This is a genomic window from Actinoplanes lobatus (assembly GCF_014205215.1).
GTDB lineage: Bacteria > Actinomycetota > Actinomycetes > Mycobacteriales > Micromonosporaceae > Actinoplanes > Actinoplanes lobatus.
Genome location: NZ_JACHNC010000001.1, coordinates 3940469 through 3962726, shown reverse-complemented (window position 1 = coordinate 3962726; position 22258 = coordinate 3940469). Strand labels below are relative to the sequence as shown.

The 22258-nt window shown below is 69.0% G+C and carries 18 protein-coding genes and 1 tRNA gene; 5 read left to right on the top strand and 14 right to left on the bottom strand.

Translation table 11 applies throughout. From position 1 onward, the window contains the following. Positions 1-8 precede the first annotated feature (8 nt). On the bottom strand, positions 9-152 hold the full coding sequence (locus tag BJ964_RS18605; protein WP_188121842.1) for a hypothetical protein: 144 nt from the start codon (positions 150-152) through the stop codon (positions 9-11). On the opposite strand from BJ964_RS18605, the gene BJ964_RS18600 reads away from it, so the two are divergent. Together BJ964_RS18600 and BJ964_RS18595 are read left to right on the top strand one after the other, a co-directional pair. Next, positions 151-369 carry a hypervirulence associated TUDOR domain-containing protein gene (locus tag BJ964_RS18600; protein ID WP_188121841.1) on the top strand — a complete coding sequence of 73 codons (219 nt, stop codon included), beginning with the start codon at positions 151-153 and terminating at the stop codon, positions 367-369. The two genes, BJ964_RS18605 and BJ964_RS18600, sit on opposite strands and share 2 nt — an antisense overlap. Next, positions 362-691 carry a DUF3140 domain-containing protein gene (locus BJ964_RS18595; protein ID WP_188121840.1) on the top strand — a complete coding sequence of 110 codons (330 nt, stop codon included), beginning with the start codon at positions 362-364 and terminating at the stop codon, positions 689-691. The genes BJ964_RS18600 and BJ964_RS18595 overlap by 8 nt, the downstream gene beginning before the upstream one ends. 44 nt (positions 692-735) lie before the next feature. On the opposite strand, the gene BJ964_RS18590 is transcribed toward BJ964_RS18595, so the two are convergent. The 9 genes from BJ964_RS18590 to BJ964_RS18550 form a co-directional block, all read right to left on the bottom strand. Continuing rightward, on the bottom strand, positions 736-1122 hold the full coding sequence (locus BJ964_RS18590) for an ArsR/SmtB family transcription factor (protein ID WP_188121839.1): 387 nt from the start codon (positions 1120-1122) through the stop codon (positions 736-738). Positions 1123-1399: 277 nt separating this feature from the next. Continuing rightward, on the bottom strand, positions 1400-4093 hold the full coding sequence (gene polA, locus BJ964_RS18585; protein WP_188121838.1) for a DNA polymerase I: 2694 nt from the start codon (positions 4091-4093) through the stop codon (positions 1400-1402). A gap of 93 nt (positions 4094-4186) precedes the next feature. Further along, entirely contained in the window at positions 4187-4897 is a 711-nt protein-coding gene (locus BJ964_RS18580; protein WP_183217521.1) for an ABC transporter ATP-binding protein, read from the bottom strand. Further along, on the bottom strand, positions 4887-5780 hold the full coding sequence (locus BJ964_RS18575) for an ABC transporter ATP-binding protein (RefSeq protein ID WP_188121837.1): 894 nt from the start codon (positions 5778-5780) through the stop codon (positions 4887-4889). Before BJ964_RS18575 ends, BJ964_RS18580 begins: the two co-directional genes overlap by 11 nt. After that, a complete protein-coding gene (locus BJ964_RS18570) occupies positions 5773-6918 on the bottom strand; it encodes a branched-chain amino acid ABC transporter permease (RefSeq protein WP_188121836.1) in 1146 nt (381 codons plus the stop codon). Before BJ964_RS18570 ends, BJ964_RS18575 begins: the two co-directional genes overlap by 8 nt. Next, the gene (locus tag BJ964_RS18565) at positions 6915-7856 is read right to left on the bottom strand and encodes a branched-chain amino acid ABC transporter permease (RefSeq protein ID WP_188121835.1); all 942 of its coding nucleotides are present in this window, start codon (positions 7854-7856) and stop codon (positions 6915-6917) included. The genes BJ964_RS18570 and BJ964_RS18565 overlap by 4 nt, the downstream gene beginning before the upstream one ends. A 61-nt stretch (positions 7857-7917) precedes the next feature. Continuing rightward, entirely contained in the window at positions 7918-9075 is a 1158-nt protein-coding gene (locus BJ964_RS18560) for a branched-chain amino acid ABC transporter substrate-binding protein (RefSeq protein WP_188121834.1), read from the bottom strand. A 246-nt stretch (positions 9076-9321) separates the two neighbouring features. After that, positions 9322-10464, bottom strand: a complete 1143-nt coding sequence (locus BJ964_RS18555) for a hypothetical protein (RefSeq protein WP_188121833.1) — start codon at positions 10462-10464, stop codon at positions 9322-9324. A 5-nt stretch (positions 10465-10469) separates the two neighbouring features. Then, the gene (locus tag BJ964_RS18550) at positions 10470-11084 is read right to left on the bottom strand and encodes an ANTAR domain-containing response regulator (protein WP_188121832.1); all 615 of its coding nucleotides are present in this window, start codon (positions 11082-11084) and stop codon (positions 10470-10472) included. A 131-nt stretch (positions 11085-11215) separates the two neighbouring features. Here BJ964_RS18550 and BJ964_RS18545 point away from each other — a divergent pair. The 3 genes from BJ964_RS18545 (at position 11216) to BJ964_RS18535 (ending at position 13019) form a co-directional block, all read left to right on the top strand. Further along, positions 11216-11288: transfer RNA gene (locus BJ964_RS18545), tRNA-Leu, on the top strand. A 348-nt stretch (positions 11289-11636) separates the two neighbouring features. Further along, on the top strand, positions 11637-12071 hold the full coding sequence (locus BJ964_RS47990) for a hypothetical protein (protein ID WP_229807059.1): 435 nt from the start codon (positions 11637-11639) through the stop codon (positions 12069-12071). Positions 12072-12230: 159 nt separating this feature from the next. Then, positions 12231-13019: a hypothetical protein gene (locus BJ964_RS18535; protein ID WP_188121831.1), complete on the top strand. Its 789-nt coding sequence runs from the start codon at positions 12231-12233 to the stop codon at positions 13017-13019. 389 nt (positions 13020-13408) lie between these two features. Here the strand turns inward: BJ964_RS18535 and BJ964_RS18530 are convergent, their stop codons facing one another. From BJ964_RS18530 to gltB, 4 genes are all read right to left on the bottom strand, one after another. Then, positions 13409-14278 (bottom strand): acyl-CoA thioesterase, encoded by an 870-nt coding sequence (locus tag BJ964_RS18530; RefSeq protein ID WP_188121830.1) that lies wholly within the window; start codon positions 14276-14278, stop codon positions 13409-13411. 2 nt (positions 14279-14280) lie between these two features. Further along, positions 14281-15717 carry a pyruvate kinase gene (gene pyk, locus BJ964_RS18525; protein ID WP_188121829.1) on the bottom strand — a complete coding sequence of 479 codons (1437 nt, stop codon included), beginning with the start codon at positions 15715-15717 and terminating at the stop codon, positions 14281-14283. A 471-nt stretch (positions 15718-16188) separates the two neighbouring features. Next, positions 16189-17661 (bottom strand): glutamate synthase subunit beta, encoded by a 1473-nt coding sequence (locus BJ964_RS18520; protein WP_188121828.1) that lies wholly within the window; start codon positions 17659-17661, stop codon positions 16189-16191. Continuing rightward, on the bottom strand, positions 17654-22237 hold the full coding sequence (gene gltB, locus BJ964_RS18515) for a glutamate synthase large subunit (RefSeq protein WP_188121827.1): 4584 nt from the start codon (positions 22235-22237) through the stop codon (positions 17654-17656). The genes BJ964_RS18520 and gltB overlap by 8 nt, the downstream gene beginning before the upstream one ends. Between the last annotated feature and the right edge of the window lie 21 nt (positions 22238-22258).

Genomic DNA, 22258 nt, shown 5'->3' with positions numbered 1-22258 from the left:
ACCCGGCCTCACGGCCCCGGCCCGGTCTTCCCCGCCACCTCCCGGTACTGCCTCACGACCCCGGACGACTCCGGGCCGGCCGCGGAGAACAGCGCGATGGGACGCCGCACGCTCTCGTTTTCGCGGGTGGGCCCGGGGTATCCGGCAGACATGGGGAAAGTGGAGAAGAGCCTTGCGAAGGGTGAGCCGGTGATCTGGCGCAGCCATGGAGAGGATGTCCACGGCACCGTTCAGCAGAGGATCACCAAGCGGACCGGGACCGCCGGCCGGACCGTGGCAGCGTCGGCCGAGGAGCCGCAGTACAGGGTGCGCAGCGACAAGACCGGGCGTGAGGCGGTGCACAAGCCGGGGGCGTTACGTCATGGCTGACACCGACGTGTACGCCGAATTCCGTGATGCGGTGAACATGACCGCCGGCGAGCTGAAGAAATGGCTCGGAACCGAGGAATCGAAAACGGTCGGCCAGCGGTCGTCGCCGGGCGCCGAGCCGGTCGGGCACCACTCCGGCCGGAAGATCATCGGAATCCTCGGCAAGAAGAGGACCGAGCTGACCGAGGCCGACGAGCAACACATGCGCAGGGTCGTCGGCTACGTCCATCGGCACACGGCCCAGCGCCCCGACGGTGACGTGGCCGACAGCCGGTGGCGGCGCTCACTGATGAACTGGGGCCACGACCCGCTCAAGAAGTGACCGCCCGCCAAAGGCCGGCGGTGGCGCGGGCGAGTGGCCACCGGTCAAGGGCAGACGGTCGTGTGGCGGGCATCCAGGACGCCGGCCAGGCGGGTGAGTGCGGCGGGGACGGGCCGGTAGTAGACCCAGGTGCCTCGGCGGGAGCAGTCGACCAGGCCGGCCTCCCGGAGGATCCGCAGATGGTGCGAGATGGTGGGGCCGGTGAGCGGGAACTCGGCGCTGAGGTCGCAGACGCAGATCTCCCCGTCCGCGGCCGAGGCGATCATCGACATGAGGCGCAGCCGGACCGGGTCACCCAGCGCCTTGAACGGCCCGGCGAGGTGCCCGGCCTGATCCTCGTCCAGCGCTCCACCCCCGAGCGCCGGGCCGATCGGTGCGAGGTCAGCGCCGAGGCCGGTGCCGGCCTCCATCGGCATCGATCGGATCGGCATCGGACCAGGGTGCCAGAACGGGGCAAACCAGCGGCCCGGATGCCACCCGGACGGGTACTCCGGTCACCCACCCGGGCACCACCGCTCACCAGTCCGTGACACACCCGCCCGGATCCAAGCGTTTGCCGGCTTGCGGGAAGCCCGGCCTGCGGGAAGCCCGGCCTGCGGGAAGCCCGGCCTGCGGGAAGCCCGGCCTGCGGGAAACAGGGCCGGCCCGGCGGGAGGCCCGGCCCTCGCGAAACAGGGCCGGCCCGGCGGGAGGCCGGGCCGGGGTGGGTCAGTGGTCGGCGCCGTTCCAGTCGCGGCCCGCGCCGATGGAGACCTCCAGAGGCACGGACAGGGGGTAGGCGGCGCCCATCTCGCGGCGGGCGAGTTCCTCGAGGGGTTCGCGTTCGCCGGGGGCGACCTCGAAGACCAGTTCGTCGTGGACCTGCAGGAGCATGCGGGAGGTGAGGCCGCTGTCCTTGAGGGCCTCGTCGACGCGCAGCATCGCGATCTTGATGATGTCGGCGGCGGAACCCTGGATGGGGGCGTTGAGGGCCATGCGCTCGGCCATTTCGCGGCGTTGGCGGTTGTCGCTGCTCAGGTCGGGCAGGTAGCGCCGGCGGCCGAGGATGGTGGCGGTGTAGCCGTCCTTCCCGGCGCGCTGGACGACGGCCTGGAGGTAGTCGCGGACGCCGCCGAACCGTTCGAAGTACTCCGTCATCAGGGTGCGCGCCTCCTCGGTGGAGATGCTCAGCTGATTGGAGAGGCCGAAGGCGCTCAACCCGTACGCCAGGCCGTAGTTCATTGCTTTGATCTTGCGCCGCTGGTCGGGGGTGACCGCGTCGAGGCCGACGTGGAAGACCGACGAGGCGGTGGCGGCGTGGAAGTCGGCGCCGGAGTTGAACGCGGCGATCAGCGCGTCGTCGCCGGACAGGTGCGCCATGATCCGCATTTCGATCTGGCTGTAGTCGGCGGTCATCAGCTGGTCGAAGCCGGGGCCGACGACGAAGGCGCGGCGGATGCGCCGGCCCTCCTCGGTGCGGATCGGGATGTTCTGCAGGTTGGGGTCGGTCGACGAGAGCCGGCCGGTGGCGGCGACGGTCTGGTTGAAGGTGGTGTGGATGCGGCCGTCGTCGGAGACCGACTTGAGCAGGCCGTCGACGGTCGACTTGAGCTTGGCGACGTCGCGGTGGCGCAGCAGGTGGGCCAGCAGGGGGTCGCCGGTCTGCTCGAACAGGTTGGTGAGCGCGTCGGCGTCGGTCGTGTACCCCGACTTGATCTTCTTCGTCTTCGGCAGGTTGCGTTCGACGAAGAGGATCTCCTGGAGCTGCTTGGGTGAGCCGAGGTTGAACTCGCGGCCGACGACCTCGTGGGCGGCCTGCTGGGCGGCCTTCACCTCGGCGGCGAAGTGCGACTCCAGCTCGGACAGGTAGTCGGTGTCGGCGGCGATGCCGCGCCGCTCCATCTCGGCGAGGACGACCGACAGGGGCTGTTCGACGTCGGCGAGCAGCCGGACCGACTCGCCGCCGTCGCGGGACAGCTCGGCGGTCAGGACCTCGGCCAGGTCGAGGGTGGCCCGGGCGCGCAGCATCACGGCCTGCTCGGCGGAGTTGTCGTCGGTGGTCTCGAAGGAGAGGGCGAGCTGACCGTCCGGTGGCTCCTCGACGCGCAGCTCCCGCTTGAGGTAGCGCAGGGCGAGGTCGTTCAGGTCGTACGCCCGCTGGTCGGGTTTGGCCAGGTAGGCGGCGAGGGCGGTGTCGGTGGTGACGCCGGCGAGCTGCCAGCCGTGGGCGTGGAAGGCGAGCAGCGCCGGTTTCGCGTCGTGGATGACCTTGGGCCGGGACGGCTCGGCCAGCCAGGCGGCGACGGCGCGTTCGTCGTCCTCGTCGAGGGTGGCCGGGTCGAACCAGGCGGCGGGCCCGCCCGCGGTGGCGACGGCCACGCCGGTGAGCCGGCCCGCGCCGCGGCCGAACGCGCCGGTGACGGCGACGCCGACCGGGGCGGTGCCGGCGTGCTCACGCAGCCACGCGGCGACGCCGCCGGAGCTCAGCACGGACGCGTCGAGGTCGAACCCGGCCTCGGCCTCCGGCTCGACGGCCTCCAGGTACGAATACAACCGCTCACGCAGCACCCGGAACTCGAGGGCGTCGAAGACCTGGTGCACCGCCTCGCGGTCCCAGCCCTCCCAGCGCACGTCGGCCGGGGCCAGCGGCAGCTCCAGATCGCAGACCAGGGCGTTGAGGTCGTAGTTGCGCAGCACGTCGGCGAGGTGGGCGCGCAGGTTGTCGCCGACCTTTCCCTTGATCTTGTCGACGTTCGCCACGATGCCGTCGAGCCCGCCGTACTCCTTGATCCACTTGGCGGCGGTCTTGTCGCCGACGCCGGGCACGCCGGTCAGGTTGTCGCTGGCCTCGCCGACCAGGGCGGCCTTGTCGCGGTAGCGCGAGGGGGGCACGAAGTACTTCGCCTCGATGGCCTCCGGCGTCATCCGCCACACGTCGGAGACGCCGCGCACCGGGTAGAGGATGGTGACGTGGTCGCCGGCGAGCTGGAAGGCGTCCCGGTCACCGGTGGAGATGACCACTTCCATGCCGGCGGCGCGGCCCTGAGTGGCCAGGGTGCCGATGACGTCGTCGGCCTCGTAGCCGGGTTTCTCCACGACCGGGATGCGCAGCGCCTCCAGCACCTCCTTGATCAGGCTGACCTGACCCAGGAACGGCTTCGGCGTCTCGGAGCGGCCGGCCTTGTACTCCGCATACTTCTCGGTGCGGAAGGAGATGCGGGAGACATCGAAGGCGACCACGATATGGGTCGGCTTCTCGTCGCGCAGCATGTTGATGAGCATCGACGTGAAACCGAACACGGCGTTGGTCGGCTGACCGGTGTGGGTGCTGAAATTCTCCACGGGCAGCGCGAAGAAGGCCCGGTAGGCCAGCGAGTGGCCGTCGAGCAGCAGCAGTCGGGGGGTCTGGGCGTCGTCGCTCACGTCCCAGAACTCTAGTCGCCGGGTCCGACAAGTTTCCGGGCGCACCGCGGGGCGGCCACCCGGTGTGGGTGACCGCCCCGCGGCTCGGCTTTGTCAGGCGACGCCGAGGTACGCCTCCTTGACCGCCGGGTCGTGCAGGAGGTCCTGGCCGGTGCCCTCCTTGACGATCCGGCCGGTCTCCAGCACGTACCCGCGGTGGGCGCGGGCCAGCGCCTGCTGCGCGTTCTGCTCCACCAGCAGCACCGTGGTGCCCTGCTGGTTGATCTCCACGATGATGTCGAAGATCTGCTGGATGATCATCGGGGCGAGGCCCATCGACGGCTCGTCCAGCAGCAGCAGCTTCGGCCGGGCCATCAGCGCCCGCCCGACCGCGAGCATCTGCTGCTCACCGCCGGACATCGTGCCGCTGATCTGCTTCTGCCGCTCCTCCAGGCGGGGGAACAGCTCGAACACCCGCTTCAGGTCGGCTGCGACACCGGCCCGGTCCTTGCGGGTGTAGGCGCCCATGTCCAGGTTCTCCAGCACCGTCATGCCGGGGAACACGCCACGGCCCTCGGGCGACTGGCAGATGCCCAGCGGCACCCGCAGGTCGGCACGCATCGTGGTGATGTCCTTGCCGGCGAACCGGATCTTGCCGGACGCCAGCGGGTTCAGCCCCGAGATGGCCCGCATCGTGGTCGTCTTGCCGGCGCCGTTCGCGCCGATCAGGGCCACGATCTCGCCCTCTTCGACGTGGATGCTCAGGCCGTGCAGCGCCTCGATCCGCCCGTACCGCAGAGTGATGTCGTCGAGCTCAAGAAGCATCTGCGGTCTCCCCCAGGTACGCGGCGATCACCTTCGGGTTCTCCCGGACCTCGGCCGGCGTGCCCTCGGCGATCTTCTTGCCGAACTCCAGCACCACGATCCGGTCGGTCACACCCATCACCAGGCGCATGTCGTGCTCGATCAGCAGGACCGTGTAGCCCAGATCCCGGATCCGCCTGATCAGGTTCATCAGGTCTTCCTTCTCCGCCGGGTTGAAGCCGGCGGCCGGCTCGTCCAGGCAGAGCAGCTTCGGCTCGGTGGCCAGAGCCCGCGCGATCTCCAGGCGCCGCTGGTCACCGTACGGCAGGTTCCGCGCCAGGTCGTTGGCCCGGCCGGTGATCCCGACGAACTTCAGCAGATCCAGCGCCTTGCGCTCGCCGGCCCGCTCCTCCAGCGTGTGCCGCGAGATGCCGAAGATCTTCGCCGACGTACGACGGATCTCCTGCCACGCCCGCACAATGCCGTTGGAGGAGGTGACCTGAGGCAGCTCCTCCTCCTTCGGGCGCACCCGGTACAGCCGGAACAGCGCACCCGGAACACTGGTGACGTGCTGCGAGTCGGCGCCCACCATGACGTTCTCGAGCGCCGTCATCTCCGGGAAGAGCCGGATGTTCTGGAACGTCCGGGCGATGCCCATCCGGTTGATCGCGTGCGGCCGCTTGCCGGTGATCGTCTGGCCGTCGAACGCGACCTTGCCCTCGGTCGGCTTGTAGACGCCCGTCATCACGTTGAAGCAGGTCGTCTTGCCGGCGCCGTTCGGGCCGATCAGGCCGAGGATCTCACCCTTGTTGATACTGAAGCTCACGTCGTTGAGCGCCACCACACCGCCGAATCGCAGCGTCACGTGGTCGACGTCGAGCAGCACCTCGGTGTTCTCAGACACCTACGGCCACCTCCTCCTGACGATCCTTCAACTCGCGCGACCGCCGCCGGCTCGGGATCAGGCCCTGCGGCCGCAGCAGCATCACGATCACCAGCGCCAGGCCGAAGACCAAGAACCGCCACTCCGAGAACTCCCGGAACCGCTCCGGCAGGTACGCCAGCAGCACGGCGCCCAGCGCCACACCTGCCATGTTGCCCGAACCACCGACCACGACCATCGCCACGAACAGGATCGACAGCTGCGCGTTGAACATGTTCGGCTCGATGAACCCGTTCCGGCTGGCGTACAGCAACCCGGACAGGGCGCCCAGGGCGGCGCCGATGGCGAACGCCCACAGCTTGAACTTGAACGGGTACACGCCCATCACCGCGGCCGCGTCCTCGTCCTCACGGACGGCCAGCCACGCCCGGCCCACCCGGCTGTTCTCCAGCCGGCGCACCAGGAACACGATCAGCAGCACGGTGGTCAGCGCCAGCCAGTACCACGGCTTCGCGTCGATCAGACCGAAGATGTTGTTGTCCGCCGACGGCTTGCCCTGCGGACCCGGGATCGCGGCGATACCGGCCGGACCACCGGACCACTCGACGTTACGGACCACGATCCGGATGATCTCGCCGAAGCCCAGCGTCACGATCGCCAGATAGTCGCCGCGCAGCCGCAGCGTCGGGCCGCCCAGCAGCACACCCGAGATCATCGCCAGACACAGCGCGATCGGGATGCAGACCGCCCAGGCGACCGCCCACTCCTCCGACAGGCCGAACTGGGCCTGCAACGACTTCACGATCGGCGACTGCGTCGACCCGAACAGCGCCACGCTGTACGCGCCGACCGCGAAGAAGCCGACATAGCCCAGGTCGAGCAGGCCGGCCAGACCGATCACCACGTTCAGACCGATCGCGATCAGTACGTACACCGCACAGGTGAACAGCACACCCGCCCAGTTGTTGCCGTTCGCGATGTAGTCGGTCCGCAGCCACGTCAGACCCGGGATGCCCAGGTAGGGCAGGTAGTACAGGAAGATCACGAACGCGACGAACGCCAGCGACCGCTGCCACTTCGGCAGAGCAGCCCACCGGTCGCCGAACTTCGCCCGCGCGCCACCGATGCCGTACTTGTTGGTCTTCGTTTCGGTCGTCATGCGCGGGCCCTCCCCAACGACTCGCCGAGCAGGCCGGTCGGACGGAACAGCAGCACCACGACCAGCACCACGAACGCCGCCACGTCCTCCCAGTTCGACTGGGTCAGCGTGGCCGCGTACACCTCGACGACACCCAGCAGCAGACCACCGAGCAGTGCGCCGCGCAGGTTACCGATACCGCCGAGAACCGCCGCCGTGAACGCCTTCAGACCGAGCAGGAAGCCCACGTTGAACCGGGTGTTGCCGTACCGGACGTTGTAGAGCAGCGCGGCGGCCCCCGCCAGAAGACCACCGAGCAGGAAGATCAGCAGGATCACCCGGTCCTTGTTGACGCCCATCAGCGCCGCCGTGTCCGGGTTCTGCGCAACCGCACGCACGCCACGCCCGTACCGGGTGCGGTTGATGAACACGTCCAGGAGAACCATCATCACCAGCGCCGACACGATCGTCAGCAACTGCGTGTTCGTGATCTCGGTGTTCCCGATCGTGAACAGGACCTCCCGCTCCACGATCGTCGGCATGCCCTTGATCAACCGGCCCTGCCACAGGCCGAACGCCTCGGACAGCACCAGCGACAGGCCGATCGCCGTGATCAGGAAGATCAGCGGCGGCGCGTTCATCCGCCGCAACCGCCGGTAGGCGATCAACTCCACGCCCACCGCGGTGGCGCCCGACGCGACCGCACCGGCCACCAGACCGGCCAACAGGAACAGGATCATCATTCCGACACTCGGGTTGCTTGTGGCCCCGAGCGCGGTCCAGGTCCCCAGGACCGCGAAAGTACCCACCATGAAGACTTCCGAGTGGGCGAAGTTGATCAGCTTCAAGACGCCGTAGACCAGGGTGTAGCCCAGCGCGACAAGAGCGTAGATAGCGCCCTTGGACAAGCCGTCCACCGTGTGCTGGCCCAGGTGCCCGAAGAGTTCATCGAAGTTCACATAAACCCCTTTGCACCAGACACGGCCGGAGGCAAAGCCTCCGGCCGCGTCAGAGCTGGACTCAGCTGAGCTTGATCTCCGACAGCGGCTCGAACGCGCCGCCGGCCTTGATCTCGTACGACCAGATGACGACCTTGGACTTGTCCACGTCGCCGGTCTCGTCGAACTTCAGGTACTTCGAGACGCCCTGCTTGTCGTACGCGTCCACCCACGCGAGCAGGTCGGCACGGGTCTTCTTGCCCGCCTTGTAACCCTCGAGCAGGATCGTCGCGCCGTCGTAGCCCTCAGCACCGTACGAACCCGGAGCCTCGCCGTACTTCTTCTGGAAGTCGGCCGAGAAGGTGCCACCCGCCTCAGCGGCCGGCAGACACGGGCAGGTCACGATCGCGCCGACCGCGGCCTCACCGGCACCCGACGGGAAACCGGGGTCGTACAGACCGTCGAAGCCCAGGAACTTCGCCGTCACGCCGGCCGCACGGGCCTGCTTGAGCAGCGGAGCCGCCTCGTTCGTGTAACCGCCGTACGCGATCAGGTCCGCGCCCGACGACTTGATCTTCGAAATGGTCGCGTCGAAGTTCTGCTGGTCCGTCTGCACCTTGTCGGAGTTGGCGACCAGCGAACCCAGACCGGTCTTCACCTCGCCGATGATGCCCACACCGTAGGTCTGGCCATCGTCGATCAGGAAGACCTTCTGCGACTTCAGAGTGTTCTTGATGTAGGTGACCGCGGCGGCCGCCTGGGTCGAGTCGTTACCCACCACGCGGTGGAACGACTTGTTACCCGCCTTGGTCAGCTCCGCGGCGGTCGCCGACGGGCTCACCATCACGAGACCGGCGGCCTCGTAGATCGGCATGGTCGCCTTCGACTCACCGGAGAAGTGACCACCGATCACCGAGGTGAACGACTGGTCCTGCGCCACCTGGTTCGCGATCGGCGTCGCCTGGTCGGCGTTGCCCTGCGTGTCGAACTCCTGCAGGGTCACCTGGCAGTCGGGGTTGGCCGCGTTGTGCTGCTCCACGGCCAACTTCGCGCCGTTCAGCGACGGCAGCACCAGACCCGCGTTCGGACCGGTGAAAGCACCGAAGATCGCAATCTTGCCGCAGGACGACCCGGACGCGTCAGTGGATCCGGACCCGCCGGAGTCCTGACAACCGGCCGCAGCCAGCATCGCGGTGGCGAGGCCGACCGCACCCAGGGCCCGTACATAGTTACGCCTCAAGGCTTATGACCTTTCATCCCGGTGCAGGGAAAGCCGTCACCGAGCCGAGCCGACAACACGCTTTCGCGTCACCGCCCCCGACACCCGAAACCGCTGGACCCTGCGCACTGCTCGTGATGGCGCAGCGTAGCGGGCTGAGAATTCCTTAAGAAGACGTAGCGGCTCTACATGCCAAACCGTTACAGAGAGCTGCTCAAAAGTCCGACCGATCAGGGCCGGTACCGGCCATCTCAACAACGAATACCGTTACGCTCCGATGTCAGCGGTGTGAACACGGCCGGTGACACCGTCATCAGCGACCAACACCAAACGGCCACCGCCTGCCGCAACCGACAAAGCCACCTCCGGCCGCGCGCCCACCGCCACCGGCGGCTCCACCCGCGCCCACGAGACGCCACCGTCGGATGACACCCACAGGGCGTACCCGGCACCGTCACCCGCCGAGACCACCAATCGAGAACCGGCAACCACCACCGAGTGAACCCCTGACCAGGCACTCGGCCGCCACGAACCGAACGAACCCACCGGCCGCCACCGGCCCGGCTCCAGCCGCCACACCCCGAACACCGGACCCCGGAACCCCACCGCCAACGGCACACCATCGACCAGCGCCACTCTATGCAACTCCTCGTATTCCAAGGAATCACCTTCAGCGATCAGGCGCTCCCACGACACCCCATCCGCCGACCGCCAACCGCACACATCCCGATCGATCCGGCCCGCCGGCAGACAACCACCCACCACCAACCAGCCCGAACCCACCCCCACCCCGTCGAACGCCCACGTCTCCCCCGACCCGTCCGACGCCAACCCGGCAACACGCTCACGCAACTCGAACCGCGACGCATCACCCGACCACCACACCGCCGCACCCGACATCCGATTCCCCGAAATCAGGAAACCACCGTCACCCGCGTCCAACCGCGACACATTCATCGCCTGTGGACCGCCGTACAACTCGAACGGCGCCGGCAATTCCCGCAACACCCCGTCCGCCGCCCGCAACCACGACGCCGTACGCGGATACGCATGCGCGCCCCCACGCTTCCAGCCCACCGCCGCCAGACGACCCGCCCGGCACGCCGCCATCACCAGCACACTGCGCTCGCCGTAATAACTACGCGGCGCCACCGGAACCACCGACCACGACCGGCCGTCGACACTCGACCACACCGCCGGACGCGTCTCCCCCGCCGCATCCCGCACCGCACCCACCACGAACCAACCGTCCCCGCACCACACCGCCTCCCGCACCACCGGCACACCCCCGGAAGACGGCAGAGCCGCCTCCTGCCAGCCGAACGGCACAGGAGACGGCTCCGGAACAGCAACCGCCGAACAGCCCACCAGTAGAAGCGACACCACCACCCCCGCCAGCAGCCTGCCCACACGTCTCATCTCGGCGGATCAGCCTCCGCCTGCTGCTCGGCCAGAATCCGGTCAGCCACCTCACGCATCGTCATCCGATGATCCATCGCCGTCCGCTGAATCCACTTGAACGCCTGCGGCTCCGTCATCGAATACTTCGTCATCAGCTCGCCCTTGGCCCGCTCCACCGACTTCCGCGTCTCCAGACGCTCCGTCAGCCCCGCGACCTCCGACTCCAACGCCGAGATCTCCGAATACCGTGACAACGCGATCTCGATCGCCGGCACCAGATCCGACTTCTGGAACGGCTTCACCAGGTACGCCATCGCACCCGCCGCCCGCGCCCGCTCCACCAGATCACGCTGACTGAACGCCGTCAGAATCACCACCGGCGCGATCCGCCCACCGGCGATCCGCTCCGCCGCCGCCAGACCGTCCATGATCGGCATCTTGATGTCGAGGATCACCAGATCCGGCTTCAGGTCCTCGGCCAGGCGCACGGCCGTCTCACCGTCACCCGCCTCGCCGACCACGTCATAGCCCTCTTCGACGAGCATCTCGGCGAGGTCCAGACGGATGAGGGCCTCGTCCTCGGCGATGAGCACCCGCTTGCGCTCGGCACCAGCCTGCGTGTCGGCCACGGAAACCCCTACCCCCAGAACGTCGATGTCACGACACCCGGGTATCTGGGTGTCGCCGCCCTAAGCCTAGTGGGTAGGCTGTCGAGTGCTCGGGTTGGCGTGACCAAACTTGCGCCCGCCTGATGATGCTCGTCCGCGTAGCCCAACGGCAGAGGCAATGCTCTCAAACAGCATCAAGTGTGGGTTCGAATCCCACCGCGGACACAAATAACCGAGCCATCCGTCGCGGAGGGGCACGGAATGCATTCCCCTCACCTGCGAACCGCCGCGCTCGAGATGCATGCCGCCGGAATTCCTTTTTCGGAGATTCATCGCAAGCTGCGACTGTCCCGCAATACAGTCGCGTGCCGACTGTAGGGCAAACACGCGCGCACGCCAGAGATCGATCGGCGTTGCCGGCGATGCGCTTACCCACCGCGGAGACCGGGCGACGTCGCGTCGTATTGCTACCTCCTGGGCCAGTACCTGGGAGACGGCCACCTCCTGACGGCACAGCGCGTCCCGCTGCTGACGGTCACGTGCGACAACCGGTATCTCGGATTAATCCATGAAGTGACCCACGCCATGACGGTTTGCGGCGCACGCACCGCCGGCTATCAGGAGAATCCGGGGTACATCGGCGTTCGCGCACATTGGACGCACTGGCCCTGTCTTCTCCCGCAACACGGCCCGGGAGCCGAACACCGGCGGGAGATCACCCTCACCGATTGGCAGCAGGAATTCGTCGACGAATATCCGGGGCGCCTCGTTCGCGGGCTTTTTCATTCCGATGGCAGCCGGTTCATCAACCGCGTAATCACCCAGGGAAGGCCGTACAGCTACCCACGTTACAACTTCGTTAATGAATCCGTGGACATCATGCGGATCTGCCAGAAGGCACTCGACCGGCTCGGAATCGACTGGCGGATGGCGCCGCGCAACGCTCTCCCGGTGGCCCGGCGGAGCGCTGTGGCGCGGCTGGACGAGGTCGTCGGGCCGAAGTGGTGACGTCGCTTACGCCGTACCATCAGATGGTTTTGATCTTGGTCGGATCTTGCGAACGCCGGGTCGCGGCATGCGCCGGATGCTGTCATGGCAGGGACAGCTTCAGCGGGAGGCCTCATGTTGTCGTCCGGTTCTTCGCCTTTGACCGTCGAGCGCGAAAGCATGTGGCGTTTGCTGATGGTCGCGGGCGCGGTGTGGCTGGCGATCGGCTGGACGATGTTGCGGCTGGAGCCTTCGAGCGTGGCGGCGGTGGCGGGTCCGGTGGTGCTGTTCGGTGCGCTGTGTGAGGTGGCCCGGGCGCTGGCGGGGACGCGGACGTGGTGGTTGAACGCGGGTCTGGCCGCGGTGTTCACGGTGACGGCCGGCCTTTTGATGACGCTGCCGTTCTGGTCGTTCGTGGCGGCGGCGGCGCTGGTGGGCTGGTTTCTGATGGTCCGCGGCGTGGTGGACATCGCGGTGGGGGTCATGGCCCGGGGTTCGGATCGGGTGTGGAGCCTGCTGGTGCTGGTGGGTGTGCTGCAGACGGGGCTGGGGTTCTTCGCGGCGAGCCCGTTCTCGCGGACGGCGCGTCTGGTGATGGTGGTGCTGGGTGCGCTGGGTGTGTTGCGTGCGGTGGCGGAGCTGGTGACGGCGTTGCGGTTGCGTGAGATGGCCGGGCCGCGGCGGGATGTGCTGAGGTTGCCGCCGGAGAGTTCCGCCGGGCTGGAGGGTTACGCGGCGGGTGTGTCGGATGTGGAGGATGCTCCGCGGTGGCGGGCGCGGCATCGGGCACGGCCGGGTGGTTCGACGGTGGCGGCGGGGGTGGCCGGCGGGCGGTCGGATGGGGGTTTCCCGGACCGTGCGGTGCGGACGACCGCTGATCTTGATGCGTTCTTGGCGGAGGCGGGGGTCACGGGTTCGCGGGCTGCCGCGGTGCCGGAGGGTGTGGAGTTGGCGCCGGAGGCGCGGTAGGGCTTGTTCCCCGGTTGCGTCGGGATGGACGAGCCGTCCCGGCGAGGCGCCGTTGGTGCGCCGCGAAACAGGCCCGCGCCGCAGGCGCCCGGGGATGTGGCCCGCACGGTGACGCGCGTCGCGGTCTCCTCACGCGGATCTTGGACGTTTGCCCGCCGGATTCGGTGGTTGATCGTCCAAGGTCGCCGGATGTGGGTGCCCGGGCCACCAGGGTGGCCGGATCTTGGACGTTTGCCCACCAGATTCGGTGGTTGATCGTCCAAGGTCGCCGGATGTGGGTGCCCGGGCCACCAGGGTGGCCGGATCTTGGACGTCTTGTCACCGAATCCGGTGGGAAAACGTCCAAGATCGCCAGCTGTGGGCGAGGTGGGCGCGAGGTGGAAGGGGGCTTATCCGCCGATGCGGCGGAGGAGGCCTTCTTGGACGGCGCTGGCGATGTGCTGTCCGTCGCGGGTGAACATGCGGCCGTTGGCGAGGCCGCGTGCGCCGCTGGCGTTGGGGCTGCTGCTGTCGTAGAGGAACCATTCGTCGGCGCGGAAGGGCCGGTGGAACCAGAGGGCGTGGTCGAGGCTGGCGCCGATGACGCCGCCGGGGCCCCAGACCTCGCCGTGGGTGGACAGCACGGCGTCGAGCAGGCTCATGTCGCTGGCGTAGGTGAGGGCGCAGGCGTGGATGAGCGGGTCGTCGGGGAGTTTGCCGTCGAGGCGCATCCAGACGCGTTGCTGGGGTTGGATGCCGCGGTCGCCGGGTGGGACCCAGCCGGGGACGCCGACGTAGCGGACGTCGACGGAGCGTGGTGAGTTCTTGAACATGGCCATCCGCTCGGGGTATTTCTCGGCCCAGTGCAGGATGGTGGGGACGTCTTCGGGTGCGGGGACGTCGTCGGGTGCGGGCGTGTGGTGGTCGAGACCTTCTTCGGGGATCTGGAAGGAGGCGGACATGAAGAAGATGGTTTTGCCGTGTTGTTTGGCGGTCGAGCGCCGGACGGAGAAGCTGCGGCCGTCGCGGATGTTCTCGACGTGGAAGGTGATGGGTTCGGTGGGGTCGCCGGCGCGGACGAAGTAGCCGTGGAGGCTGTGGACGTGCCGGGTGGGGTCGACGGTGCGGCCGGCGGCGACCAGCGCCTGTCCGGCGACTTGGCCGCCGAACACGCGCTGGGCTCCGGTTTGCGGGCTTTCGCCCTGGAAGGTGGCCGCGTCGACCCGCTTGAGGTCGAGGAGCTCGATGAGCTGGTCGACGGCGGCCTGTCCCTGGATCAATGTCACACCTTGGCGGCGTCGACGAGCGAGCCGATCTGGTGGACACGGAGGGTGTTGGTGGAGCCGGGTGCGTTGGGCGGGGAGCCGGCCACGACGACGACGTAGTCGCCGGGCTTGGCCAGGCCCATGCTGAGCATCTTGGCGTCGACCTGCCGGAACATGTCGTCGGTGTGCTCGACGAAGTCGGTGAGGAAGGTTTCGACGCCCCAGCTGAGGGCGAGGGTGTTGCGGACCTCGGGGACCGGGGTGAAGGCGTAGAGCGGCAGGTCGCAATGCAGGCGGGCGAGGCGCTTGACGGTGTCGCCGGTCTGGGAGAAGGCGACGAGGGCCTTGGCGCCGATGTTGCGGGCGATCTGGCTGGCGGCGACGGTGAGGGCGCCGCCGTGGGTGCGCGGGTCGTGCTGGAGACGCGGGACGCCCATGCCGCCGGCTTCGGTGGTGGTGACGATCTTCGCCATGGTGCTGACGGTGAGGACCGGGTATTTGCCGACCGAGGTCTCGCCGGAGAGCATGACGGCGTCGGTGCCGTCGAGGACGGCGTTGGCGACGTCGGAGGCCTCGGCGCGGGTGGGCCGGGAGTTCTCGATCATGGAGTCGAGCATCTGGGTGGCGACGATGACCGGCTTGGCGTTCTCGCGGCAGAGCTGGACGGCGCGCTTCTGGACCAGGGGGACCTGGTCGAGGGGAAGCTCGACGCCGAGGTCGCCGCGGGCGACCATGACGCCGTCGAAGGCGAGGACGATGGCTTCGAGGTGGTCGACGGCCTCGGGCTTCTCGACCTTGGCGATGACGGGGACGCGGCGGCCCTCCTCGTCCATGATCTTGTGGACGAGGTTGATGTCCTCGGGCGCGCGGACGAAGGAGAGGGCGACGAGGTCGACGCCGAGGCCGAGGGCGAAGCGGAGGTCAGCTTCGTCCTTGTCGCTGAGGGCGGGGACGCTGACGGCGACGTTGGGGAGGCTGACGCCCTTGTTGTTGCTGACCGGGCCGCCTTCGGTGACGAGGCAGTGGATGTCCTCGACGTCGACGCCGGTGACCTCGATGGCGACCTTGCCGTCGTCGATGAGGAGGCGGTCGCCGACCTTGACCTCGTGCGGGAGCTTCTTGTAGGTGCAGCTGACGCGCTCTTTGGTGCCGAGGATCTCGTCGCTGGTGATGACGACGCGGTCGCCGGTCTCCCAGCGGTGCGGGCCGTCGGCGAACTTGCCGAGGCGGATCTTGGGGCCCTGGAGGTCGGCGAGGATGGCGACCGGGCGATCGGCCTGCTCGGCGGCGGCGCGGACCAGCTCGTACATCTCCCGGTGGTTCTCCCGGGTGTCGTGGCTGAAGTTCATCCGGGCCACGTTCATGCCCGCTTCCACCAGGCCGAGCATGCGCTCGGGTGACTTGGTGGCGGGGCCCATCGTGCAGACGATCTTTGCGCGGCGTGTCACGGCCATCAGGCTAATCCTTCTTTCGGGGCGGCCCGGCGGCCGACCCCCGTCATCGGCATGAACTGCGGGTGTCGACGGCGAGGTCAACCCGCTGTGGGCGGGTGCGCTGCGTCGTCCGCGGGCTTCAGCGACCGCCGGTTCAGCCTAGCGGTCGGCTTCGGGTGGTCGTCGGCACATGCCACAACCCCTTTGGAGGGTACGCCGCGCGCGTACCGTGGGCTGGTAAGACGACCTTGACGGCAGTCATGATCGTCGATGTCAACCGGGTTTCGGCGCCGGTTCGGGGCGCTCCGGGCGGCGCCGGGCGGTCTGAAAATTATTCTCAGATCGATGTACGCCATTGCTTTGGCAGCCTGACCGGGCATTAACGGCCGTTTGGCGGGGGCCGCCGGGCGTGGCATTAACGGGCGTTTTGGCCGGGGGCAGCGAAAAGGCCCGTCACCGGTGTCGGTGACGGGCCTTTTCGGCGGTTCGTGATCAGACGGACAACGGCTGCGAATCGGAGCGAACCGGGGCGGGCAGCTCCCCGGCGGCGCCGAGGTAGGAGTGGATGGCCGCGGCGGCGGCGCGTCCCTCGGCGATCGCCCAGACGATGAGCGAGGCGCCCTTGTGCATGTCGCCGGCGACGAAGACGCCCTCGGCGCTGGTCTGCCAACCCTGGTCGGCGTCGAGGACGTTGCGCCGGTTGCGGCTGATGCCGAACTGGCTGAGCAGCGGCTGGTCCTCGGTGCCCTCGAAGCCGATGGCGAGCAGGACCAGGTCGGCGCGCAGTTCGCGTTCGGTGCCGGGGGCGATGACGACGGTGCGGACACCGTCGACGCGCTGGACGCTGACGTCGGCGATGCGCACGGCGACGAGGTTGCCGTTCTCGTCACCGACGAACTCCTGCACGGCGACGCCGAAGACCCGGTCGCCGCCCTCCTCGTGGGCGGCGTAGTTGCGCAGGATCAGCGGCCAGGTGGGCCACGGGTCCTTGACGCCGGCACGCAGGTCGGGCGGCAGGGGGTACTGGTCGAGCTGGGTGATCGACGCGGCGCCCTGGCGGTGGGCGACGCCGAGGCAGTCGGCGCCGGTGTCGCCGCCGCCGATGATGATGACGTGCTTGCCGTGCGCGTCGATCGGCGTGGTGTCCTGGAGCCCGGCGACGATCCGGTTGGCCGGAACGAGGTGTTCCATGGCCAGGTGGACGCCGTTGAGCTGGCGGCCGGGGGTCTCCTGGGCGTCGCGGCCGGCCAGGGCGCCGGCGGCAAGGAGCACGGCGTCGTAGCGTTCGCGCAGGTCGTCGGCGGTGATGTCGGTGCCGACGTCGACGCCGGCCTGGAACTCGACGCCCTCGGCGGACATCTGGGCGAGCCGCGCGTCGATGACGTGCTTCTCGATCTTGAAGTCCGGGATGCCGTAGCGGAGCAGGCCGCCGATGCGGTCGTCGCGCTCGTAGACGGTGACCGCGTGGCCGGCGCGGGCCAGCTGCTGGGCGGCGGCCAGCCCGGCCGGGCCGGAGCCGACGACCGCGACCGACTTCCCGGACGCCACCGGCGCCGGCTGCGGCTTGACGAAGCCGAGGTCGAACGCGTGGTTGGCGATCTCCACCTCGACCTGCTTGATGGTCACCGGGTCGTCGCCGATGCCGAGCACGCAGGCCGCCTCACACGGCGCCGGGCAGAGCCGGCCGGTGAACTCGGGGAAGTTGTTGGTGGCGTGCAGCGAGTCGGCCGCGGCCTCCCACTGCTGGGTACGGACGAGGTCGTTCCAGTCCGGGATGCGGTTGCCCAGCGGACAGCCGTCGTGACAGAACGGGATGCCGCAATCCATGCAGCGGGTGGCCTGGTCGCGGATCAGTTCCTCGCCCGCGGGCGGGTAGACCTCTTTGTAGTCCAGGATGCGCACCGGCACCGGGCGGCGCTTCGGGAGCTGCCGCTGGTAGCGGAGGAAACCGTTCGGGTCAGGCACTGGTAACCCCCATGACCGCCTCGTCGACGTTGCGACCGGCGGCTTCGGCGGTCTTGATCAGTTCCATGACGCGCTTGTAGTCGCGCGGGACCACGGCGGTGAACCGCTCGACGGCGTTCGCCCAGTCCTTGAGCAGGCGGCCGGCGACGGCCGAGTCGGTCTCGGCGTGGTGCTTCTCGACGAGCGAGCGCAGCAGGTCGCGTTCGTCGTCGGTCAGCGGTGCGAGGTCGACGAGCTCCGGGTTGACCAGGTTCTGGTCGAGGTCGAGCAGGAACGCCTTGCCACCGCTCATGCCGGCCGCGAAGTTGCGGCCGGTGGGGCCGAGCACCACCACGATGCCGCCGGTCATGTACTCGCAGCCGTGGTCGCCGACACCCTCGACGACCGCGTGGCCGCCGGAGTTGCGGACCGCGAACCGTTCGCCGACCCGGCCGCGCAGGAACAGCTCACCGCTGGTGGCGCCGTACAGCAGGGTGTTGCCGGCGATGGTGTTCTCCTCCGCCGTGAACGCCGCGTCCTCGGCGGGGCGCACGACGACGCGGCCGCCGGAGAGGCCCTTGGCGACGTAGTCGTTGCTGTCACCGATGAGCCGCAGGGTGACGCCGCGCGGCAGGAAGGCGCCGAACGAGTTGCCGCCGGTGCCGCGCAGGGTGAAGGAGATGGTGTCGTCGGGCAGGCCGTTGCCGCCGAAGCGGCGGCTGACCTCGCCGCCCAGCATCGCGCCGACGCTGCGCTGGTCGTTGCGGGTGGCCAGTTCGGCGTGGACCGGCAGGCCGTCGGTCAGGGCCGGCTGGGCCAGGGCGATGAGCTGGTTGTCCAGCGCCTTGTCGAGGCCGTGGTCCTGGGCGACGACGCCGCGGCGGGCGGCGCCCTCGGGCAGCTCCGGCACGTACAGGACCGGGGCCAGGTCGAGGCCCTTGGCCTTCCAGTGGTCGACGGCCTGGACCACGTTGAGGATCTCGGCGTGGCCGATGGCCTCGTCGATGCTGCGGAAGCCCAGCTCGGCCAGGATCTCGCGGACCTCTTCGGCGAGGAACATGAAGAAGTTCTCGACGAACTCCGGCTTGCCGGTGAAGCGCTCGCGCAGCACCGGGTTCTGGGTGGCGATGCCGACCGGGCAGGTGTCCAGGTGGCAGACGCGCATCATGATGCAGCCGGAGACGATCAGCGGAGCGGTCGCGAAACCGAACTCCTCGGCGCCGAGCAGCGCGGCGACGACCACGTCGCGGCCGGTCTTGAGCTGGCCGTCGACCTGCACGGTGACACGGTCGCGGAGCTTGTTGAGCAGCAGCGTCTGCTGTGCCTCGGCCAGGCCCAGCTCCCACGGGGTGCCGGCGTGCTTGAGCGAGTTCAGCGGGGACGCGCCGGTGCCGCCGTCGTGGCCGGAGATCAGGATGACGTCGGCCTTGAGCTTGGCCACACCGGCCGCGACCGTGCCGACGCCGATCTCACTGACCAGCTTGACGTGCACCCGCGACATCGGGTTGACCATCTTGAGGTCGTGGACCAGCTGGGCCAGGTCCTCGATGGAGTAGATGTCGTGGTGCGGCGGCGGCGAGATGAGGCCGACGCCCGGGGTGGCGTGCCGGGTCTTGGCGATCCACGGCCACACCTTGTTGCCGGGCAGCTGGCCGCCCTCGCCGGGCTTCGCGCCCTGCGCCATCTTGATCTGGAGGTCGTCGGCGTTGACCAGGTACTCGCTGGTCACACCGAACCGGCCGGAGGCGATCTGCTTGATCGCGGAACGGCGCTCCGGGTCGTAGAGGCGCTCGACGTCCTCGCCGCCCTCACCGGTGTTCGACTTGGCGCCGATCCGGTTCATGGCGATGGCCAGGGTCTCGTGCGACTCGGCGGAGATGGAGCCGTAGCTCATCGCGCCGGTGGAGAACCGCTTGACGATCTCGGCGGCCGGCTCGACCTCGTCGATCGGGACCGGGGTGCGGTCGGAGTCGAAGCGGAACAGGCCACGCAGGTGACCCGCCTCGGCCGACAGCGCGTCGACCTTCTCGGTGTAGCGCTTGAAGACGTCGTACTGCTTGCTGCGGGTGGCGTGCTGGAGCAGGAAGACGGTCTCCGGGTTGAACAGGTGCAGTTCGCCCTCGCGGCGCCACTGGTACTCGCCGCCGACCTCGAGGCGGCGGTGCGCCCGCTCGGCCGGGTTCGCCGGGTACGCCTTCTCGTGGCGGGCCTTGACCTCCTGGTGGATGCCGTCGAGGCCGACGCCGCCGATCCGGCCGGAGGTGCCGGCGAAGTAGCGCTGGAGCAGCTTGTTGTCCAGGCCGACGGCCTCGAACACCTGGGCGCCGCAGTACGACGACACGGTCGAGATGCCCATCTTGGACATGATCTTCAGGACGCCCTTGCCGAGCGCCTTGACGTAGTTGCGGACCGCCTTGCGCGGTTCGACGCCGACCAGGCCGCCGGTGGCGATCAGGTCGTCGACGCTCTCGAACGCCAGGTACGGGTTGACCGCGGCCGCGCCGTAGCCGATCAGCACGGCGGCGTGGTGCACCTCGCGGCAGTCGCCGGACTCGACGACCAGCGCCACCTGGGTACGCGTCTGCTCGCGTACCAGGTGCTGGTGGACCGCGGCGGTGAGCAGCAGCGACGGGATCGGCGCCAGGCCGGCGTTGGAGTCGCGGTCGGACAGCACGAGGATGCGTACGCCGTCCTCGATGGCCTCCGACACGTGCCGGCAGATCTGGGTGAGCCGGGCCTTGATGCCGGCCGCCCCGTCGCGCAGCGGGTAAAGCCCGGAGACCCGGACCGCCTTGAAGCCGGGCAGGTCGCCGTCCTCGTCGATGGACAGGATCTTGGCGAGCTCGTCGTTGTCGATCACCGGGTACGGCAGGACGATCTGCCGGCAGCTGGCCGGGCCCGGGTCCAGCAGGTTCGCCTCCGGGCCGATGGTCGACGACAGGCTGGTCACCAGCTCCTCGCGGATGGCGTCCAGCGGCGGGTTCGTCACCTGGGCGAACAGCTGGTGGAAGTAGTCGAACAGCAGCCGCGGCCGGGTGGACAGCGGCGAGATCGGGGTGTCGGTGCCCATCGAGCCCAGCGGCTCGGCGCCCGACCGCGCCATCGGCGCGACCAGGATCTTGAGCTCTTCCTCGGTGTAGCCGAACACCTGCTGGCGGCGGAGGACCGAGTCGTGGGTGTAGATGACGTGCTCGCGGGCGGGCAGGTCCGCCAGCTCGATCAGGCCGGCGTGCAGCCAGTCCGAGTACGGCTCGGCGGCGGCCAGGTCGGCCTTGATCTCGGCGTCGTGGACGATGCGGCCGGCCGCGGTGTCGACCAGGAACATCTTGCCCGGCTGGAGGCGGCCCTTGGCGACGACCTGCTCCGGCTCGAAGTCGATGACGCCGGCCTCGGAGCCGAGCACGACCAGGCCGTCGGCGGTGTGCCACCAGCGGCCCGGGCGCAGGCTGTTGCGGTCCAGGACGGCGCCGATGACGGTGCCGTCGGTGAACGCCACGGCGGCCGGACCGTCCCACGGCTCCATGAGGCTCGCGTGGAACCGGTAGAAGGCGCGGCGGGCCGGATCCATGTCCGGGTCGTTCTCCCACGCCTCGGGGATCATCATGAGCACCGAGTGCGGCAGGCTGCGGCCGGCCAGGTGCAGCAGCTCGAGGACCTCGTCGAAGCTGGCCGAGTCGGACGCCTCGGGCGAGTTGATCGGGAACAGCCGCTTGATGTTGCCCGGGATCCTCGGCGACGACAGCAGCGCCTCGCGGGCCGCCATCCAGTTCTTGTTGCCGCGGATCGTGTTGATCTCACCGTTGTGGGCGATCAGCCGGTACGGGTGCGCCAGCGGCCACGACGGGAACGTGTTGGTGGAGAACCGGGAGTGCACCAGCGCGATCGCGCTGTCCACCCGGTCGTCGGACAGCTCCGGGAAGAACGCCGGCAGCTGCTCCGGGGTGAGCATGCCCTTGTAGGTGATGGTCCGCGAGGACAGCGACGGGAAGTACGCCGGGACACCGCGCTGGGAGGTCTCCCGCTCGGCCTGCTTGCGGATGCAGAACGCCACCCGGTCCAGCTCCAGCCCGGACAGCTGCTCGCCGGCGGGGCCGGCGGGCGCGTCGACGAGCCGGTGCGCGGCCAGGAACACCTGGCGGATCGCGGGGCGGGCGTCCTCGGCGGTGGCGCCCAGGTCGGACGCGTCGACCGGCACGTCACGCCAGCCGAGCACCTCGCCGCCCTCGACGAGCACGTACTTCTCGAAGACCTTGATCGCACGGGCCGCATCGTCGAGGTCCGTGGGCAGGAAGACGAGACCGGTCGCGTACTGGCCGGCGGGCGGCAGCTCGAAGCCGGCGGTCGCGCGGTAGTAGGCGTCCGGGACCTGGATCATGATGCCGGCGCCGTCACCGGTGTTCTGCTCGGCGCCGCGGGCGCCCCGGTGATCGAGCCGGATCAGCGCGGACAGACCCTTGGCCACCACATCGTGGGAGCGACGGCCGTGAATGTCGGCAACAAATGCGACACCACAGGCGTCTCGCTCCGACTGAGGGTCATAAAGCCCCTGGGGGTGCGGATATGCCACCGGGCCTCCTGTCGTCACTGGTGTTTCCATCTGAGGTCGGGACGACGTCGG

What these genes read in the sequence shown, in the direction of transcription:
- BJ964_RS18570 (WP_188121836.1), bottom strand. Translation starts at nt 6,918, where the DNA reads ATGACGACCGAAACGAAGACCAACAAGTACGGCATCGGTGGCGCGCGG.
- BJ964_RS18535 (WP_188121831.1), top strand. Translation starts at nt 12,231, where the DNA reads ATGTGGCGTTTGCTGATGGTCGCGGGCGCGGTGTGGCTGGCGATCGGC.
- BJ964_RS18600 (WP_188121841.1), top strand. Translation starts at nt 151, where the DNA reads ATGGGGAAAGTGGAGAAGAGCCTTGCGAAGGGTGAGCCGGTGATCTGG.
- BJ964_RS18580 (WP_183217521.1), bottom strand. Translation starts at nt 4,897, where the DNA reads ATGCTTCTTGAGCTCGACGACATCACTCTGCGGTACGGGCGGATCGAG.
- pyk (WP_188121829.1), bottom strand. Translation starts at nt 15,717, where the DNA reads ATGGCCGTGACACGCCGCGCAAAGATCGTCTGCACGATGGGCCCCGCC.
- BJ964_RS18590 (WP_188121839.1), bottom strand. Translation starts at nt 1,122, where the DNA reads ATGCCGATCCGATCGATGCCGATGGAGGCCGGCACCGGCCTCGGCGCT.
- BJ964_RS18595 (WP_188121840.1), top strand. Translation starts at nt 362, where the DNA reads ATGGCTGACACCGACGTGTACGCCGAATTCCGTGATGCGGTGAACATG.
- BJ964_RS18605 (WP_188121842.1), bottom strand. Translation starts at nt 152, where the DNA reads ATGTCTGCCGGATACCCCGGGCCCACCCGCGAAAACGAGAGCGTGCGG.
- gltB (WP_188121827.1), bottom strand. Translation starts at nt 22,237, where the DNA reads ATGGAAACACCAGTGACGACAGGAGGCCCGGTGGCATATCCGCACCCC.